20 protein-coding genes are annotated in these 17,332 nt (G+C 63.8%); 12 read left to right on the forward strand and 8 right to left on the reverse strand.

Going from position 1 to position 17,332, the window contains the following annotated elements:
• The first annotated feature begins 107 nt into the window (after positions 1-107).
• Together YU3_RS0105805 and YU3_RS0105810 are read left to right on the forward strand one after the other, a co-directional pair.
• Entirely contained in the window at positions 108-533 is a 426-nt protein-coding gene (locus YU3_RS0105805) for an Hsp20 family protein (protein ID WP_027165359.1), read from the forward strand.
• A gap of 63 nt (positions 534-596) precedes the next feature.
• Positions 597-854, forward strand: coding sequence for a DUF1150 family protein (locus YU3_RS0105810; RefSeq protein ID WP_036257920.1), 258 nt, complete (start codon positions 597-599; stop codon positions 852-854).
• A 126-nt stretch (positions 855-980) separates the two neighbouring features.
• Here YU3_RS0105810 and ptsN read toward each other — a convergent pair whose 3' ends face one another.
• The 6 genes from ptsN to lptC form a co-directional block, all read right to left on the reverse strand.
• Complete coding sequence (ptsN, locus tag YU3_RS0105815; RefSeq protein WP_027165361.1) at positions 981-1,445, reverse strand: PTS IIA-like nitrogen regulatory protein PtsN; 465 nt, start codon at positions 1,443-1,445, stop codon at positions 981-983.
• Between the two features lie 61 nt (positions 1,446-1,506).
• Entirely contained in the window at positions 1,507-2,088 is a 582-nt protein-coding gene (gene raiA / locus YU3_RS0105820; protein WP_027165362.1) for a ribosome-associated translation inhibitor RaiA, read from the reverse strand.
• A 275-nt stretch (positions 2,089-2,363) separates the two neighbouring features.
• A complete protein-coding gene (rpoN, locus tag YU3_RS0105825; RefSeq protein ID WP_027165363.1) occupies positions 2,364-3,896 on the reverse strand; it encodes an RNA polymerase factor sigma-54 in 1,533 nt (510 codons plus the stop codon).
• A gap of 163 nt (positions 3,897-4,059) precedes the next feature.
• Positions 4,060-4,878, reverse strand: a complete 819-nt coding sequence (gene lptB, locus YU3_RS0105830; protein ID WP_027165364.1) for an LPS export ABC transporter ATP-binding protein — start codon at positions 4,876-4,878, stop codon at positions 4,060-4,062.
• The gene (locus tag YU3_RS0105835) at positions 4,878-5,468 is read right to left on the reverse strand and encodes an LptA/OstA family protein (RefSeq protein WP_036257923.1); all 591 of its coding nucleotides are present in this window, start codon (positions 5,466-5,468) and stop codon (positions 4,878-4,880) included. Before YU3_RS0105835 ends, lptB begins: the two co-directional genes overlap by 1 nt.
• On the reverse strand, positions 5,455-6,168 hold the full coding sequence (gene lptC, locus YU3_RS0105840; RefSeq protein WP_027165366.1) for an LPS export ABC transporter periplasmic protein LptC: 714 nt from the start codon (positions 6,166-6,168) through the stop codon (positions 5,455-5,457). The genes YU3_RS0105835 and lptC overlap by 14 nt, the downstream gene beginning before the upstream one ends.
• 294 nt (positions 6,169-6,462) lie before the next feature.
• Here lptC and sppA point away from each other — a divergent pair, with 294 nt between their 5' ends.
• From sppA to YU3_RS0105865, 4 genes are all read left to right on the forward strand, one after another.
• Positions 6,463-7,419: a signal peptide peptidase SppA gene (gene sppA / locus YU3_RS0105845; RefSeq protein WP_027165367.1), complete on the forward strand. Its 957-nt coding sequence runs from the start codon at positions 6,463-6,465 to the stop codon at positions 7,417-7,419.
• 77 nt (positions 7,420-7,496) lie between these two features.
• A complete protein-coding gene (locus YU3_RS0105850; protein ID WP_027165368.1) occupies positions 7,497-7,781 on the forward strand; it encodes an integration host factor subunit beta in 285 nt (94 codons plus the stop codon).
• A gap of 119 nt (positions 7,782-7,900) precedes the next feature.
• Complete coding sequence (locus YU3_RS0105855) at positions 7,901-8,233, forward strand: LapA family protein (RefSeq protein ID WP_027165369.1); 333 nt, start codon at positions 7,901-7,903, stop codon at positions 8,231-8,233.
• Between the two features lie 126 nt (positions 8,234-8,359).
• The gene (locus YU3_RS0105865) at positions 8,360-9,331 is read left to right on the forward strand and encodes an ornithine cyclodeaminase family protein (protein WP_027165370.1); all 972 of its coding nucleotides are present in this window, start codon (positions 8,360-8,362) and stop codon (positions 9,329-9,331) included.
• A 123-nt stretch (positions 9,332-9,454) separates the two neighbouring features.
• Here YU3_RS0105865 and YU3_RS0105870 read toward each other — a convergent pair whose 3' ends face one another.
• Positions 9,455-9,826, reverse strand: a complete 372-nt coding sequence (locus YU3_RS0105870; RefSeq protein WP_027165371.1) for a VOC family protein — start codon at positions 9,824-9,826, stop codon at positions 9,455-9,457.
• Positions 9,827-9,896: 70 nt separating this feature from the next.
• Positions 9,897-10,607: a YafY family protein gene (locus YU3_RS0105875; protein ID WP_027165372.1), complete on the reverse strand. Its 711-nt coding sequence runs from the start codon at positions 10,605-10,607 to the stop codon at positions 9,897-9,899.
• 96 nt (positions 10,608-10,703) lie between these two features.
• Between YU3_RS0105875 and YU3_RS0105880 the strand changes: the two genes are divergently transcribed.
• The 6 genes from YU3_RS0105880 (at position 10,704) to YU3_RS0105905 (ending at position 17,160) form a co-directional block, all read left to right on the forward strand.
• A complete protein-coding gene (locus YU3_RS0105880; RefSeq protein WP_051333855.1) occupies positions 10,704-11,189 on the forward strand; it encodes a hypothetical protein in 486 nt (161 codons plus the stop codon).
• 88 nt (positions 11,190-11,277) lie between these two features.
• Positions 11,278-12,360: a class I SAM-dependent rRNA methyltransferase gene (locus YU3_RS0105885; RefSeq protein WP_027165374.1), complete on the forward strand. Its 1,083-nt coding sequence runs from the start codon at positions 11,278-11,280 to the stop codon at positions 12,358-12,360.
• A complete protein-coding gene (locus tag YU3_RS0105890) occupies positions 12,361-13,215 on the forward strand; it encodes an RNA methyltransferase (protein ID WP_027165375.1) in 855 nt (284 codons plus the stop codon).
• 10 nt (positions 13,216-13,225) lie between these two features.
• Positions 13,226-13,714, forward strand: a complete 489-nt coding sequence (lspA, locus tag YU3_RS0105895) for a signal peptidase II (protein ID WP_027165376.1) — start codon at positions 13,226-13,228, stop codon at positions 13,712-13,714.
• A 54-nt stretch (positions 13,715-13,768) separates the two neighbouring features.
• A complete protein-coding gene (locus YU3_RS0105900) occupies positions 13,769-14,758 on the forward strand; it encodes an MDR family oxidoreductase (RefSeq protein WP_027165377.1) in 990 nt (329 codons plus the stop codon).
• 122 nt (positions 14,759-14,880) lie between these two features.
• Positions 14,881-17,160 (forward strand): PAS domain-containing sensor histidine kinase, encoded by a 2,280-nt coding sequence (locus YU3_RS0105905; RefSeq protein ID WP_027165378.1) that lies wholly within the window; start codon positions 14,881-14,883, stop codon positions 17,158-17,160.
• Positions 17,161-17,332: the final 172 nt, after the last annotated feature.

Here is a 17,332-nt window from a genome sequence, read left to right on the forward strand (position 1 = left end):
TCTTGGTGGCTTGAACTTGATCGCGCGGCGGACCATATCAAGACCATCGGGAAAAATGCCATCCGGGTTTTTCCAGTTTGTGTCGCTCTTCAGAGGACAGTGTAACAATGAGTCGAATGACGCCCTTCTCCAGCCCGCTTCTTTTGGGTTTTGATGCCATGGAAAAGACGCTCGAGCGTCTGGCGAAATCCGGCGACAGCTATCCCCCGTACAATATCGAGCGCCTCAACGCCGACGACGGCAAGGCCGAAAGGCTGCGCATCACGTTGGCCGTTGCCGGTTTTGCCGAGAGCGACCTCGATGTCACCACGGAGGAAAACCAGTTGATCGTGCGCGGTCGTCAGACAGACGACACCGAGCGCGAATTCCTCCACCGCGGCATCGCCGCGCGCCAGTTCCAGCGCTGTTTCGTGCTGGCCGACGGCATGCGGGTGGTCGCGGCGGAACTGAAGAACGGCTTGCTGTCGATCGATCTCGATCGGCCGGAGGCCGAGCGGCTGGTACGGAAAATAAACATATCGGTGAAAGACTAACCTTCGCCGATGGCTCTATGCGAGGCGGCCAATCCAGGCGTCCTCGCGCCAAGGAGGCTTGAAATGACCAGAACTGACGAAACGATCACCATGACCAGCGGCGAACTCGCCCATCTCGGCGAAGGTTCGGTCGCTTACCTGAGGAAAGTGTCGAGCGATGACCTGCGCGGCCGCTTCCCCGGCCTCGGCGAAATCGCGCCCGGCCTGGAACTGTGGGCGCTGTTTGCCGCCAACGGCCAGCCGATCCTGCTTTCCGATGCCCGTGACCGGGCGCTGGCGGGTGCGCTGGAGAACGACCTGACGACGGTCGCGATCCACTAAACCATGATCCCGAAAAGTGGTACCCGGTTTTTCGGGTAAGATCATGGTTAGATAAAAGGCGACTTAGGCCTTCGAAACGGAATGGGGTCGCCCGCCGCGGCCCTTCGAAGATTTAATCCAAAAACTTCAGGCTGCGTGCGAAGCCTGCGTGTCCGACAGCAGCGCATGAATTGCCACCGCGTCGCGCGTCCCCCGGATCTTGGCGACCGTGTCAGCGTCGCGCAGCACGCGCGCGATGCGCGACAGCGCCTTGAGATGGTCGGCGCCCGCACCTTCCGGCGCAAGCAGCAGAAACACCAGATCGACCGGCTGGTCGTCCAGCGCCTCGAAATCGACCGGCGTTTCCAGCCGGGCGAAGACGCCGGCGATCCGCTTCACGCCGGCGAGCTTGCCGTGCGGAATGGCGATGCCGTTGCCGACGCCGGTCGAGCCCAGCCGTTCGCGCTGCAGGATGGTGTCGAACACCTCCCGCTCCGGAATCCCCGAAATCGCCGCCGCCCTTTCCGACAGCAATTGCAGAAGCTGCTTTTTGGAATTCGCCTTCAACGCCGGCATGATCGCCGAGACGCTGATGAGATCACTCAGATCCATGCTTGAAAAATCCCTTGCTCGCCTGCCGCGCCAGTCGTCGCCCCCTCGCACGGCTGGCTTCTTATCCCTGCGCGACTTTGGTCGTCGATGGATCGATCCAGCCGATATTGCCATCCGGCCGGCGGTAGACGATGTTGAGATGGTCGTTTCCGGCATTGCGGAAAACGAAAACCGGGCTGTCGCTGGTGTCGAGCTCAATGACAGCCGACGCCACCGACATGGTCCGCAGCGTCATGCTTGATTCGGCCACGATGACCGGAGCGAAGTCCTCCGGAATATCTTCCTCATCGTCGGTGAGAGGAGCCATCACGGTGTAGGCGATGTCGGTAGGCTCTTCGCCATTGCCGGTATTGCGCGACTTCAGCCGGCGCTTATAGCGGCGCAGCCGCGTTTCCAGGCGATCGGCGGCTGCCTCGAAGGCAAGCGTCGGGTCCTGGGCGTCGCCGGTCGCCTGCAAAGAAGCGCCCGAATCGAGCCGGACCATGCAGTCGGCGGAGAAACGCGACCCCGATTTGATGACCGTGACATGTCCTGAAAAACCCCGATCGAAATATTTCTCGATCGCCTCGCCGACCCGGTCGTTGATGCGCGTACGGAACGCATCGCCGATGTCCATGTGTTTTCCCGAAATGCGTAGATTCATCTGAAAACTGACCTTCCTTGCTCAGGCTTCAAACTGTTCCCGAGTTTATACCCGTGGTGCGCGCGCACAAGCTTTGCAGCGGCATGCGCGCCGATTTTAGACCCGAACTTTCCGGTTGATCACAAGTCGCCTTCTTGGCCGTCCATGGCCGTGTCTGACGGACCCATTCGCAAGCGGGATTACCGCCCCGCTCATGCGGGCGGGCTTCTAGACACTTCATTGCGGCTTGTCAATGAAGCTTGGAAATTGTGGAAAATCCGCCGTCGGGTGCTCTTTCAGCGCCCGACATTCGCGAGCGCCCGCTTTTCCCGTCGCCGCTGCACCGACGATGGAATGTTCATGCCTTCGCGATACTTCGCGACGGTGCGGCGCGCGATGTCAACGCCGTTTTCCTTGAGCATGTCGACAATGGCGTCGTCCGAAAGCACGTCGGCGGGCTTTTCCTCTTCGATCATCTGCTTGATGCGGTCGCGAACGGCCTCGGACGAATGCGCTTCGCCGCCTTCCGCCGAGGCGATCGATGCGGTGAAGAAATAGCGCAGCTCGAAGACGCCGCGCGGCGTCAGCATGTATTTGTTGGCGGTGACGCGGCTGACAGTCGATTCATGCATGCCGATGGCGTCGGCCACCGTGCGCAGGTTGAGCGGCTTGAGGTGCCGTACGCCATGGACGAGGAAGGCGTCCTGCTGCCGCACGATTTCCGAGGCCACCTTGAGAATGGTCTTCGCCCGCTGGTCGAGGCTGCGCGTCAGCCAGTTGGCGTTCTGCAGGCATTCGGCGAGAAAATCCTTTTCCGCCTGGTCCTTGGCGTGCCTCGAGATGCGGGCAAAATAGACATTGTCCACCAGCACGCGCGGCAGCGTGTCGGCGTTGAGCTCGACCGCCCAACTGCCGTCATTGGCGGCGCGGACCTCGACATCGGCGACAATCTCATCGCTTGCGCCGCCAGAAAACGCCAGGCCGGGTCTCGGATCGAGCGCGCGGATCTCGGCCAGCATGTCGAGGAGGTCCTCCTCGTCGACCCCGCAGATGCGTTTCAGCGTCTGGAAATCCCGCCGCGCCAAAAGCTCGAGGTTGGCGACCATGGCTTTCATCGCCGGATCGAGCCGGTCGCGCGCCGCCAGCTGCAACGACAGGCACTCGGCAAGGTCGCGCGCGAAAAGGCCTACCGGCTCGAAGGTCTGGCAGACGCCGAGCACACGCGCCACCGCCGCTTCATCCGTACCGAGCCGTGCCGCGATCTCATCGAGGTCGGCGCGCAGATACCCGGCCTCGTCGAGCCCGTCGGCGAGCTCACCCGCGACGAGGCGATCGCCGGGACTGAGGGAAGCAAGCGCGACCTGCTCGCCGACATGTTCGCGCAGCGTAACGGCGGCCGCGGCCATGTCGCCGACATCGAACCCTTCCGATGACGCCGCCGCGCCGGCGCCACTGCCGGCGGCCGACTTCCACTGCGCCGTGAGATCCGGCCCTAGCCTCTCACTGGTGCCGGGATCGTCGGGAAACAGGTTCTCCAGGGAGGAATCGAGCTTTTGCGAGATCGCTTCCGCGCTCCACTCCGTCTCGCCCTCGAACCAGTCGCCTTCGGGATCCCGCTCCGGCGCGACCTCGCTTTTCTGGGCCTGGTCGCTGGCCGCATCGTCCTGCGGTTCGGCCCGCTCCATCAGCGGGTTGCGCTCGATCTCCTCGTCGATGAAGCGCTCGAGCTCGACATGGGTGAGCTGCAGCAGCCGGATCGACTGCATCAGCTGCGGCGTCATCACCAGCGACTGGGACTGTCTGAGCTGCAGTTTGGCTGCCAGCGCCATGGTGGGGTTCAAACGCCTCGTCTACGCGTCGGATTATTGTTTTTCGGTCGGGCATACAAACTGGCCCGGCTTTTGCTTGTCAAGGAAAACGCTAGCAGCTCCGGCTTACCGGAGCGTTATCGAGTGCTAAAATAGCCGAAAGTTGCAACCCGGCCACCGAAAATCAGAGCGTAAAGCCCTCGCCGAGATAAAGCCGCCGCACATCGGCGTTGGCGACGATCTCGTCGGCCCGGCCATGCGTCAGCACCTGGCCGGCATGGATGATATAGGCGCGGTCGATCAGGCCGAGCGTCTCGCGCACATTATGATCGGTGATCAAAACGCCGATGCCGCGCGCCGTGAGATGTCGGACGAGCTGCTGGATGTCGGCGACCGCGATTGGGTCGATGCCGGCGAAGGGCTCGTCGAGCAGCATATAGGCTGGCCGTGTCGCCAGCGCCCGCGCGATTTCGAGGCGCCGCCGTTCGCCGCCCGACAGCGACATCGACGGTGCCTTGCGCAGATGGCTGATGTGAAACTCCTCGAGCAGCTCGTCGAGCGTGCGTTCGCGCTCCTTGCGGCTCTTTTCCACCACCTCGAGCACGGCGCGGATGTTCTGCTCGACATTCAGGCCGCGGAAGATCGATGCTTCCTGCGGCAGATAGCCGATACCAAGGCGGGCGCGCCGGTACATCGGCATCGAGGTGACATCGAAGCCGTCGATCTCGATCGTGCCTTCATCGACCGGAACAAGGCCGGTGACCATGTAGAAACAGGTGGTCTTGCCGGCGCCGTTGGGGCCAAGCAGGCCGACCGCCTCGCCGGCGCGCACGCCAAGCGTCACCCCGCTGACTACCTTGCGGCCCTTGTAGCTCTTGGTCAGGCCCTTGGCGATCAGGGTGCCCTTGAACTTCGCCTTGTCGGTGCCGACCGTCGCCGGAGCAGCGGGTTGTGCGGCCACCCGCCCCGGAAGGCGGGCAAGCAGCGAAGTCACGCCGGCCATTACTTGCTCGACGCTCCCTGCTGCTGCGCGTCCTGCTTCTGCGGCTTGAACATCATGACGACGCGAGGGCAACCTTCGACATTGCCGAGGCCGCTCTTCATCTGCACGGTGAGCTTGCAGCCCTTGAGCACATTGTCGCCCTGCGACAGCACCACTTCCTTGCCCGAAAGCACGAGCACCTGCGTCTTCATGTCGAATTTGCCGGTGTCGCCGGTGGCGATCTGGTCGTTTGATTTGATGTAGACTTTGTTCTCGACCTCCAGGTGGTCGATATTGGCTGCGCCCGTCATCGCCGACGCGCCGGCCGCGGCAGTTTTGCCGTTATTGGCATCCTTGACATAATAGACCGTCATCTTGCCGGCCTTGAGCAAGGTCGGCCCCTGATTGACGGTCACGTTGCCGCTGAACACGGCCATGCTGTCGGCCTGCCGGACCTCGAGCTTGTCGCTCTCGATCTGGATCGGCTGGTCACCCGACAGTTTGAGCCCGGGGATCTGGCTGGTCGCGCTCGATTGCGCAAACGAATGCGCCGTTCCCAAAAACAGCAATGCGGCAGCGCCCAGAAGCCATGCGGATTTACTGCGACGCATTCTGTTCTCCACTGTTGACCCCTGCCGCCTTCAACGCAGCTGGATCGATGTTGACCCGCACCCGGTTCTCGAAGACCACGAGCCTGCCATTGTCCTCGACCGACATCGAGTCCGCGGTGATGCGCGACCCGCCACGGCTGACGTCGACCGGATTGCTCGTCTTCATAGAGCCTTTGCCCATGTCTAGGAAGATCGATTTGAATTTCGCCACAAGGCCGTCTGTCGTGGTTACGCTGACGTCGCTGGTCAAATCCATCGTATTGGCATCGCGGTTGTAGATACCGTGCGCGGCATCGACCGACACGATGTTGTCGCTGGCCACCGGCAGTTTGGCGTTGATGCCTTCGAGGTCGATGACGGCCTGCTGGCCGACATCCTGCGTCGCCCTGGTCGCCGTCAGCGAATATGGCAGCTTCTGCTTGGTGAAACCATTGAGCTTCGGATTGGCCATCACCAGCTTGCCGTTCGAAAAGGCCGTGCCGTCTGCCTGCACGGAGACGGACACGGGCGCTTTAAGGTAGGAATAGACCGGAAAGGCGACCGCAATCGCGACCGCGAGCAGCGGCACCGCGAATTTCAGGACGCGGACGCGGCGCGAGTGCCGTTGCGCGCGGTTGAACGCATCGCCACGCGTGCCGCCTTGGGCCGCGGGAGCCGATACCGTTTCGGCATCGCTCGTTTCGTCAGATCGCGCCAACATGACTTTTCTAATGGACCTTTGTCCGCCCAAACACCGACTATAGGTGGTATGCCGGCACCTACAAGCAAGCACAAGCGGAGGAAAACTGCAAAAATGTGACGGCTGCCGCCCGCAAAATCGTGACCAATCCGGCGGCACGGCCTGTACTTCATAGCAGATACAGACCGGTTGCGTTAATTTTTCGTGAGATCGGCGTCAACGTCGAAGCTCGAAGCCGGACCTTTCAGGAAACGGTAGCCGTGTGCCGAGGCTTGCTTTAAAAGCGTGCTTTCCCACCGACCCATGAGGCTGACGATGGCAATGAGAGCCGACGACCTGATCGACCGCCGCCGCTTGCGCCGCAAGCTGACTTTCTGGCGCGTGGCCGCTTTTGTGGTTCTGGCGGCAGCCGTGGTCGCCTTCTCGGCCTGGTTCTATGACGATAATTTTACCGGCCGGGCGGTCCCCCATATTGCCAAGGTCAAGATTGAAGGCACCATCACCGAGGACGAGGAGCTGCTCAAAAGGCTTGAAGCCATCCGTACATCGCCGGAGGTGAAGGGCGTCATCCTGTCGATCGATTCGCCCGGGGGCACCACAGTCGGCGGCGAGTCCACCTTCGAGGCAGTGCGCAAGCTTGCCGGCGACAAGCCGGTGGTGGCCGAAGTCGGCACGCTGGCGGCGTCGGCAGGCTATATGATAGCAAGCGCGGCCGACCATATCGTTGCCCGCAAGACCTCGATCGTCGGCTCAATCGGCGTGCTGATCCAGTATCCCGATGTCAGCGGCCTCATGGATAAGCTCGGCATCAAGCTGGAAGAAGTGAAATCATCTCCGCTCAAGGCTTCGCCCTCGCCCTTCAAGCCGACCAATGACGACGAGCGCGCCATGGTGCGCAAGCTGATCCTCGACAGCTATGACTGGTTCGTCGGCATCGTCGCCGACCGCCGCAAGATAACGCATGAACAGGCGCTGGCCCTGGCCGACGGTTCGATCTTCACCGGCCGCCAGGCCTTAGCCAATCATCTGGTCGATGCCGTCGGCGGTGAGCAGGAGGCGATCGACTGGCTGGCGACCAAGGGCGTGGACGGCAAGCTGAAGGTTGTCGAGTGGAAGGACAAGGACAGGCGGGGCGGTTTCCTGTTTTCCCAGTCGATGGCAAAAGTGGCGGCCAAGGCCCTCGGCCTGCCCGATTCCGGCGGCGATATCATTCATGAGCTCGGCGCCGACCGCTTGTTTCTTGACGGTCTCGTTTCGGTCTGGCACCCTTGAGGTGCCGTTGGGACGTGCCAAAAAAGCAATAAAATCATCCTGATAATCGGTTGCAGTGGTTTTACGGGGAACGTTCTATGATCAAATCCGAACTTGTGCAGATCATTGCTGCACGCAACCCGCACCTTTTCCTGCGCGACGTCGAAAACATCGTCGGCGCGATCTTTGACGAGATCACCGACGCGCTTGCCGAGGGCAACCGGGTCGAGTTGCGCGGTTTCGGTGCCTTTTCGGTGAAAAACCGTCCCGCCCGCACCGGCCGCAACCCGCGCACCGGCGAATCCGTCGAGGTCGAGGAAAAGTGGGTGCCGTTCTTCAAGACCGGCAAGGAGTTGCGCGAAAGGCTGAACGGCGGCAAATAGGCGCCGCGCCGGCGAGTTGAAACGGCATCTTGGCGCTTAAAGCATGTCTTCCGAAAAAGTGAGGACCGGTTTCGGGACAAAGACATGCGCGCTTCAAGAAGCCTCTCCATGGAGATTTGATGTTCAATCGCTTCATCCTCGTCGTTGTCTTCGTGCCGCTGGCCGTCATCCTGATCGCGCTCGCCGTCGCCAACCGCGGCTCCGTCGCCTTCACGCTCGATCCATTCCATCCCGGCAATCCCGCGCTGACGCTGAACTTGCCGCTTTTCATCTTCCTTTTCCTGGCCTTGGCCATCGGCATGGTTGTCGGCAGCTTAGCCACGTGGGTGAAGCAGGGCCGCTATCGCAAGCTCGCGCGCCAGCGCGGTCTCGAGGCGGAAAACCTGCGCAAGGCGGTGAGCCGCGCGCCCGTAACGCCTAACGAACCGGCGCTGCCCAAGCCGACGAACTAATGCATGTCGCCCAGAAGTGTGCTGCGGTTCTGGGACAACGACATGCATAAAAACAAAGACTTAAAGCGTGTCGCCTGAATCCGCTTCGGCGCGACACGCTTTAAGTAGCCCTTTACGGAGCCTCTGATGCTGACCATTTCGGCCGCCGAGGTCGACCGCGCGCTGACCTTTCCCGGCCTTGTCGAGACGCTGCGCACCGCCTTTCGCGATGGCGCCGTGCAGCCGGTTCGCCACCATCATGGCGTCGAGCGGCCGGACGGCGCTGCCTCGACCCTGCTTTTGATGCCGGCCTGGACCGACTTCAACGCCGCGGGCACCTCGGCGGGGGGCCATATCGGCGTCAAGATCGTCACCGTGTCGCCGGACAACAACGCCATCGGCAAACCGGCGGTGATGGGCCTCTATCTTCTGCTCGACGGGGTCACCGGCGAGCCCGAAGCGCTGATCGACGGCCAGCGGCTGACGCAGTGGCGCACGGCCTGCGCCTCCGCGCTCGCCGCCTCCTATCTCGCGCGCCAGGATGCCTCGCGGCTTTTGGTGATCGGCGCCGGCGCGCTGTCGCCGTTCCTTGCCAAGGCGCATTCGGCGGTCAGGCCGATCAAATCCATCCGCATCTGGAATCGCACGCCGGCCAATGCCGAAAAGGCGGCGGCCGCCTTGCGCGCCGAAGGCCTTCCGGCAAATGCCGCTGGCGATCTCGATGCAGAACTTGCCGAGGCCGACATCGTCACTTCCGCGACGATCTCGAACACGCCCTTGGTCAAGGGCGCGCTGCTGAAACCGGGCGCCCATGTCGATCTCGTCGGCGGCTTCACGCCGGCGATGCGCGAAAGCGACGACGACGCCATTTCCCGCGCCCGCGTTTATGTCGACACTCGCGCCGGCGCCACCAAGGAAGCCGGCGACATCGTCCAGCCACTGGCCTCGGGCCTGCTGAAGCCGGAAGCGATCATCGCCGACCTGCACGAGCTCGCGCGCGGTGAAAAACAGGGCCGGCAAAACGACAGTGAGATCACACTGTTCAAGTCGGTTGGCGCAGCACTTGAAGATCTCGCCGCCGGCATCGCCGTCTACAAGGCGCTAAAAGTAGGGCAGTAGGGGAATAGGGCAGTAAGGCAATAGGGAACTGATGCCTACTGCCCTACTGCCCTACTGCCCTACTGCCCTACTGCCCTACTGCCCTACTGCCCTACTGCCCTACTGCCCTACTGCCCTACTGCCCTACTGCCCATTCGGCCAGTAGACGCGCACGCGATGATTGTCCGGATCGAGCGCGACGAAGGTGCGGCCGAAGTCCAGATCGGTCGGCGTCTGCAAGATATTCAGTCCGCGCTCAGTCCAGTCCGCATGCGTCGCATCGACGGCGCTCGCGTCCGCAACCGCGATCACGATCTCGCCGCCTCCGCCCGTCGCCGCGGCCGCCGGCTCCACCGTATGGCGCGACCACAGGCCGAGCTTGAAGCCCCTGTCGAGCACGAACATCACGAAGGTCGGCGAGGACTCGACCGGCTCGCGTCCGAGCAGCTTGGCATAGAAAGCACCGCTGTCTTCCGGGCTGTCGACATAGAGGATGACGAAATTCGGCGTGGTCATATCTGATCTCCAAAGTGTCTGAACCTTGGGAACCATACGCGGGCCTACTGTCAGATTCTGGCAGCAGCGATCAACCTGAAGCGTTTTTGGTGCTGTTCTGGCCGGGTGCGTAGAGCGTCGCCCTCCACTCCTTCAGCATTGCCTGGCGGCGGCGCGGATAGCGCATGTCGGTCGCTGTCAGGTCGGACATCCGGTCGGCGCGAAAATGGCGGAAATCCTGGCGCATCTCGCACCACGCCACCATTACCCGCACCTTGTCGAAGAAGGCGAGCGCGAAGGGCCAGACCATGCGCCCGGAGGCCGCGCCTTCGGCATCACGATAGAGGAAGCCGAGCTTGCGCTCGTCGCGGATCGCCTGCCGTACGACACCAAGGTCGACGGTCTCGGTATTTTCCGCGCGTGGTCCGACGAGCAGCGTCGTCGCGTCGAGATCCTCGCGCAGGTCGTCCGGCAGCACCGCCGCGATCTTGGCAAGAGCATCCGCCGCGGCTGCAGCCAACCGCTTGTCCGGCTGCTTTGCCACCCAGCGCGAGCCGAGCACGATCGCCTCGATCTCCTCGTCGGTGAACATCAGCGGCGGCAGCATGAAGCCGGGCTTCAGCACATAGCCAAGCCCCGCCTCGCCTTCGATCGGCGCGCCCTGCCCCTGCAGCGTCGCGATGTCGCGATAGAGCGTGCGGATCGAGATGCCCATCTCGTCCGCAAGCGTGTGGCCGCTCACCGGCCGGCGGTGGCGGCGCAGTATCTGGACAAGGTCGAGCAGGCGTTCTGAGCGGGACATCGATTTGCTATTTGCTGCGACCGGACGATAGGTCCGCAACGCGCGCTGCCGCAAGATAGCGTTGGAACACCCCCGCTTTAGCATCGTTCTCCCTAAATGGAGATGCGCGGATTCCTGATATTTTGGTCTGTGCTCAGCGTGACTATCGCTGCGCTCAGCCTCGGACCATCATTTGCTCATACCTTGGAATCCCTCCCCAGATTGACGAAATGGTCGCCCGCGCTTTGGCGCGAGACGACCGTTTTCAATGCGCAGTTCCAGCTGTTTCTGCTAATTGGAGCGCCGCTCGATATCGCAGCCATTGTCTGTCCGGCGGTGCTCGTCTGGATGCTACGCGATGAGCCTCGCGCCTTTTGGTTTGTGCTGGCCGCCACCTTGCTCTATGCGCTGGCGCTCGTGCTTTGGACCGTTCTCGTCAAACCGGCTAATGGCGTCCTTGCGACCTGGACGCCGGGACCGATTCCCGGGAATTTCGACTCCATCCGGCTGCGCTGGGAGACCGGACACATGGCGGTTACAGCGGCCAAGGCCATCGGCTTCGTTTCGCTTGCTCTCGGCTTGCTATCGATCCGGCAGGCGTGAGCCCTCGATCATCGCAATGCAGCGCCTTTGTTGCGCCGGTGGGTTGAGCTGTGGCAGAAGCGGGCCGAACCGCCGGAGATGATCCCTCTTGAAATCTTTTCGCGACAAACGCCGCGATGGCCGCCCGCATCCCGCAAGGGCGGAACAGGCCCGCCCCCGTGATGCGTTCGCGGCTGGACGCCAGCAGGCAGCGCCCGCCGAGCGCCGCGAAACGAAACCGACGGACCGGCAGGAAGCCAGGCCGGCGCCGCGCGTGCTTGCGCGCCGCGAGGGCGCCTTGCCCGCCGAGCGCCTGCCAGTGATCCTCGAAGTCGCGCCCAACGCCGATTACGCGCTGCTGGACAGCGGTGCTGGCGAGAAGCTGGAACAATACGGCCCCTACCGCATCGTGCGCCCCGAGGGCCAGGCGATCTGGCAGCGAGCCCTTCCGGCGAAGGAGTGGGAGCGCGCCGACGCCATCTTCACCGGCGACACCGACGAGGAAGGCATCGGCCGCTGGCGCTTTCCAAAGGCGCCGCTCGGCGAGACCTGGCCGATGAAGCATGACGGCATCGACTATCTCGGCCGCTTCACCTCGTTCCGCCATGTCGGCGTCTTTCCGGAGCAGGCTTCGCATTGGAACCATATGGCGGAGCTGATCGCGGCAGCGAAGCGCCCGGTCAAGGTGCTCAACCTGTTCGGCTATACCGGCTTGGCCTCGCTGGTGGCGGCCCGCGCCGGCGCCGAGGTCACCCATGTCGATGCCTCGAAGAAGGCGATCGGCTGGGCGCGCGAGAACCAGGAAATGGCCGGCCTTGCCGACAAGCCGATCCGCTGGATCGTCGAGGACGCGGTGAAATTCGCCGAGCGCGAGGAACGCCGCGGCAGCCGTTACGACATCGTGCTTTTCGACCCGCCGGCCTACGGCCGCGGCCCGAAGGGCGAGGTCTGGCAATTGTTTGAGGACCTGCCGGGCCTCACCGATCTATGCCGCTCGATCCTGACGCCGAAGCCCTTGGCCGTCGTTCTCACCGCCTATTCGATCCGCGCCTCCTTCTTCGCCATCCATGCGCTGATGCGCGATACCTTCGCCGGGATGGGCGGCACGGTCGAATCCGGCGAACTGATCATTCGCGAGAAATCGGCCGGCCGCGCGCTGTCGACCTCGCTGTTCTCGCGCTGGGTGGCTTGAATGACTGCATATGACGGCGCGCGCCCTGTCGGGCAGGTCAAGGAAGTCACCAGCCTTGCCAACCCCCTGGTCAAGGACATCAAGGCGCTTGCGCTGAAGAAATTCCGCGACCAGCAGAACGCCTTTATGGCCGAGGGCCTGAAACTCGTCATCGACGCCCTCGATCTTGGCTGGTCGATCAGGACTTTGGTCTTCGCCAAGGCTGGCCGCGGCAACGCGGCGGTCGAAAAGGTCGCCGCGCGCACCGTCGCCGCCGGCGGCACCGTGCTCGAAGTTTCGGAAAAGGTGCTGGCGGCAATCACCCGCCGCGAAAACCCGCAAATGGTGGTCGGTGTCTTTGCGCAGCGGACCGTGCCGCTGAAGGACATCCGCGCCAAGGACGGCGACGTCTGGGTCGCACTCGACAGGGTGCGTGACCCCGGCAACCTCGGCACCGTGATCCGCACCGTCGACGCCGTCGGCGCCAAGGGCGTCATCCTGGTCGGCGACACCACCGACCCGTTTTCGCTGGAAACGGTGCGCGCCACGATGGGCTCGATCTTCGCCGTGCCGGTCGCCAAGGCAACCGAGCCGGCCTTCCTCGCCTGGCGGCGCGATTTTGCGGGTCTCGTCGTTGGAACGCATCTCAAAGGCGCAGTCGACTATCGCTCGGTCGATTTTTCCAGGGGGCCGGTCCTGCTGCTGATGGGCAACGAGCAGCAGGGGCTGCCGGACAGCCTCGCCGAAAGCTGCGATCGCCTGCTCCGGATACCCCAAGCCGGCCGCGCCGATTCGCTCAATCTGGCGGTCGCCACCGGCGTGATGCTGTTCGAAATCCGGCGCGGCGCGTTGAAGCTCGAGCCCGACACACGATGAGGACCGCCAAGTGAAATCCTGGTCCCCCTACATCGTCCTGGTCGTCATCGCCATTGCGCTCGACCAGTGGATCAAGCAGCTGGTCGAGAACGGTCTCGCCTTCCAGGAAAAGGTCGATCTCCTGCCGTTCCTGGCGCTGTTTCGCACCTACAACACCGGCATCGCCTTCTCGATGTTCTCGTCCTTCGGCGATATCGGCCTGGTGGTCATCGCCGTGCTGGTCGTCGCCTTCGTGCTCTATCTCGCCACGCGCACGCCGGCCGGCCATTTCATCGCCCGAACCGGCTTTGCCCTGATCATCGGCGGCGCGCTCGGCAATCTCATCGACCGCGCCATCTACGGCCACGTCATCGACTACATCCTGTTCCACACGCCGGTCTGGTCCTTCGCGGTGTTCAACCTCGCCGACGCCTTCATTTCGATCGGCGCAGCGCTTGTCGTCTTCGACGAGCTGATCGGCTGGCGGCGCGAGGTGAAACCCCAGGATCCCGGCAATTGACCTCACGCGGTTGAAACCGCAGACTTCTCACCAGCCAGAACCGAGGAGAAAAACATGCCCGACACCTTCAAAGCCATCCTCGTTTCGCGCGATGCGGAGAAGAAGCAGTCGGTCGACGTCGTCGACCTCACCGAGGCCGATCTGATGGAAGGCGATGTCACCGTCGCCGTCGAGGCGACGACGGTGAACTACAAGGACGGGCTCGCCATCACCGGCAAGGCGCCGGTCGTGCGTCGCTGGCCGCTGGTTCCGGGCATCGATTTTGCCGGCACGGTGATCTCCTCTTCGCATGCCGACTGGCGCAAGGGCGATAAGGTGATCCTCAACGGCTGGGGCGTCGGCGAGACGCATTACGGCGCCTATGCGGGCCGCGCACGCGTCAAGGGCGACTGGCTGGTGCCGCTGCCCGAAGGCATGAGCGCGCATGACGCGATGGCCGTTGGCACCGCGGGCTACACGGCAATGCTCTGCGTCATGGCGCTGGAGCGGCATGGCATCGTGCCGGACCGCGGCCCGGTGGTGGTGACGGGTGCTGCCGGCGGCGTCGGCTCGGTCGCCATCTCGATCCTCTCCAGCCTCGGCTACCATGTCGTCGCCTCGACCGGCCGCAACGCCGAGAGCCCCTATCTGATCGACCTCGGCGCGGCGGAGGTGATCTCGCGCGAGGAACTCAGCCAGCCGGCAAAGCCGCTTGCCAAGGAGCGCTGGGCGGGCGGCGTCGACTCGGTCGGAAGCCATACCTTGGCCAATGTGCTGTCGATGACCTCCTATGGCGGCGCGATCGCGGCCTGCGGCCTGGCCGGCGGCATGGACCTGCCGTCGAGCGTGGCGCCCTTCATCCTGCGTGGCGTCTCGCTGCTCGGCATCGATTCGGTGATGGCGCCGAAGCCGGTCCGGCTCGAAGCATGGCGCCGCATCGGCGCCGACCTCGACCTCAAGAAGCTGTCGACATTGTCACGCACGATCGGTTTCGACGGCATTGTCGGTGCCGCGCGCGACATCGTCGAAGGCAAGGTCCGGGGCCGCGTGGTCGTCGATATGTAGCTGAAAGCGACGTCACAAAGCGACTGCCGTCCGCGACCGCGGCCGACCGGAATGCGCGCAATCGCTAAAATTCGAACGATCCGTCCCAGTCTTCCATAATTTCTGTCTGGCATGGTTCGCGCATGGTCGCGGACTCCGACATCAGGCAGGACAGCAAAGCCGCGGGTGCTGACGGGCTCGGCCCCGATGCGTCGAAGCGGCAGGTGCTCGTCGCGCCACCGCTGGCTCCTGAATTGCCGGCGGCCAGCCACGAAGGTTTGCCGTTCCTGACGATCGTCGCTATCGCCGTCCTGGCCGGGTTGGCGCATCTCACAGGAGCGCCGATCATCATTACCGTCGGCCTCGCCGCCGCGGCGCTTGCCGGCCTTGCCATGTATCTGCGCAGCCGGCGCGACGAGCGGCGCACCGCCGCCCTGCTCGACGAGACCGCCGCCCGCAGCCGTGCCGAGATCGAGACCCTCGCCGACCGCATGTGGGAGATGCAGGAGAGCGAGGAGCGCTTCCGCGGCCTGATCGACGCGCTCGGCGATCTCGTGGTCCATCGCGATCGCGATGGCCATATCGTTTATGCCAACAGTGTCTTTGCCTCGCTTGTCGAGATCGACCCGCGCGATCTCGCAGGCAAGACCCTGTCCGAGCTCGGCATCGATGTCGGCATCGTTCCCGACGCCGCCTTCTCCGACCATGAATGCCTGAGCTCCACCGATGTCGCGATCCGCACGCCGAACGGGCCGCGCTGGTTCTCCTGGATCGAATTGTCGGTGCGCGACAAGGACACGGGCGCGGTCTCGCACCGGGCGATCGCCCGCGACATCACCGCCCGCAAGCGCGCCGAATCCTCGCTGATCACCGCGCGTGAACGAGCCGAATATGCGAGCCAGGCCAAGTCGCGCTTCCTCGCCACCGTCAGCCACGAGATCCGCACGCCGATGAACGGCATCATGGGCATGGCGAAGCTGCTTGCCGATACCGACCTGTCGCCCGAACAGCGCACCTATGTCGGCGCTGTCTCCACCTCGGCCAGCGCGCTGCTCGCGCTCATCGAGGACCTGCTCGACTATTCCAAGATCGAGGCCGGCCGTTTCGAACCCGAGCCGCAGCCGACTTCGCTGCGCGAAATCGCCGACAACATCATCGAGCTTCTGGCCGCGAAGGCCTTCGCCAAGAACATCGGCCTCGGCTGCCATGTCGAACCCGACGTGCCGCAGATGATCACCGCCGACCCCGGCCGCGTGCGCCAGGTGCTGCTCAACCTCATCGGCAACGCGGTGAAGTTCACCGATACGGGCGGCGTGCTGCTCACCGTGGCGCGCGCCCGCACCGAAACCACCGACACCATCTGCTTCACTGTCGCCGACACCGGCCCGGGACTGCGTGAAGAGGACATGGAGCGCATCTTCGAGGAGTTCGAGCAGTCCGACGGCACCTCGACCAGGGTGCATGGCGGCGCTGGCCTCGGCCTTGCGATCTCGAAGCGGCTGGCGGCGGCGATGGGCGGCACGATCTCGGTTTCGAGCCGGCTCGGCGAAGGATCCGAATTCGTCCTCGAGATCCCGGCGGTCGCGGCCACCGAACCGCCGCCGCACCGGCACAATATCCTTGCCGACCGGCGGGCGGTGATCGTGTCGAAAAACGCCATCGAGGCCGATGCCATCGCCCGCACGATCAGGGCCCATGGCGGTACCGTCGAGGTCGCGGCGACGCCAAGCCAGGCCGCTCCGTTCGCCGCCGGCTGCAACGTGCTACTGATCGACGCCGCGCTCGAAAACAGCGACGGGAGGCTGCTCAGGCGGCTGCGCGACTCAGGCTTTGTGGATTGTGAAGCCATCACCCTGATTGCGCCGACGGACCGCGGCATGCTCGGCGAATTCCGCGCCAGCGGCTACGCCACCTTCCTCGCCCGGCCGGTGCGCGGCGAGACCCTTTTGCGGGTGCTGTTGACCAGCCATGGCTCCCCGCTCGCTCAGCCGCAGCCGGCGCCGCGCGGCGCCTCCTCGGCGCGCAGGCGCGAGCAGGGCCTGTCGGTGCTGATCGCCGAGGACAATGACATCAACGCCATGCTCGCCCGCGCCACGCTGCTCAAGGCCGGGCATCGCGTCAAGATCGTCGGCAACGGCAAGGCCGCGGTCGAGGCCGTTACCGACGCCGGCCTCAAGTTCCGCTTCGATGTGGTGCTGATGGACCTGCATATGCCTGTCATGGACGGCCTGGATGCGATCGCCGCCATCCGCCGCCATGAAGAGTCTCTCGCGATGCCGCCGATCCCGATCATGGTGCTTTCGGCCGACAGCCAGGAAAAGACCCGGCATGCCGTGCTCGCCCATGGCGCCAGCGGCTTCGTGACCAAACCGCTCGATCCCGAAGCGCTCGTCCAGGCGGTTGAGGGCCAGGTTGCCGCCTGATGAAATTTTTACCCCTTGAAAACCTGGGGTTGCCTGGCTTTCGCGGCCGTAAGATAGCCGGTTGAGGGTATTGTCCAGCCGACAAAGTATTGCCCGCCACGTCGTATCACGGTACTGTCACAATCCTGTTGCACCTACACCGTATCCCCGTGCCAAGAGGGATGGCTCGAAG

It is taken from the genome of Mesorhizobium sp. WSM3224, assembly GCF_000427725.1.
Lineage (GTDB): Bacteria > Pseudomonadota > Alphaproteobacteria > Rhizobiales > Rhizobiaceae > Mesorhizobium.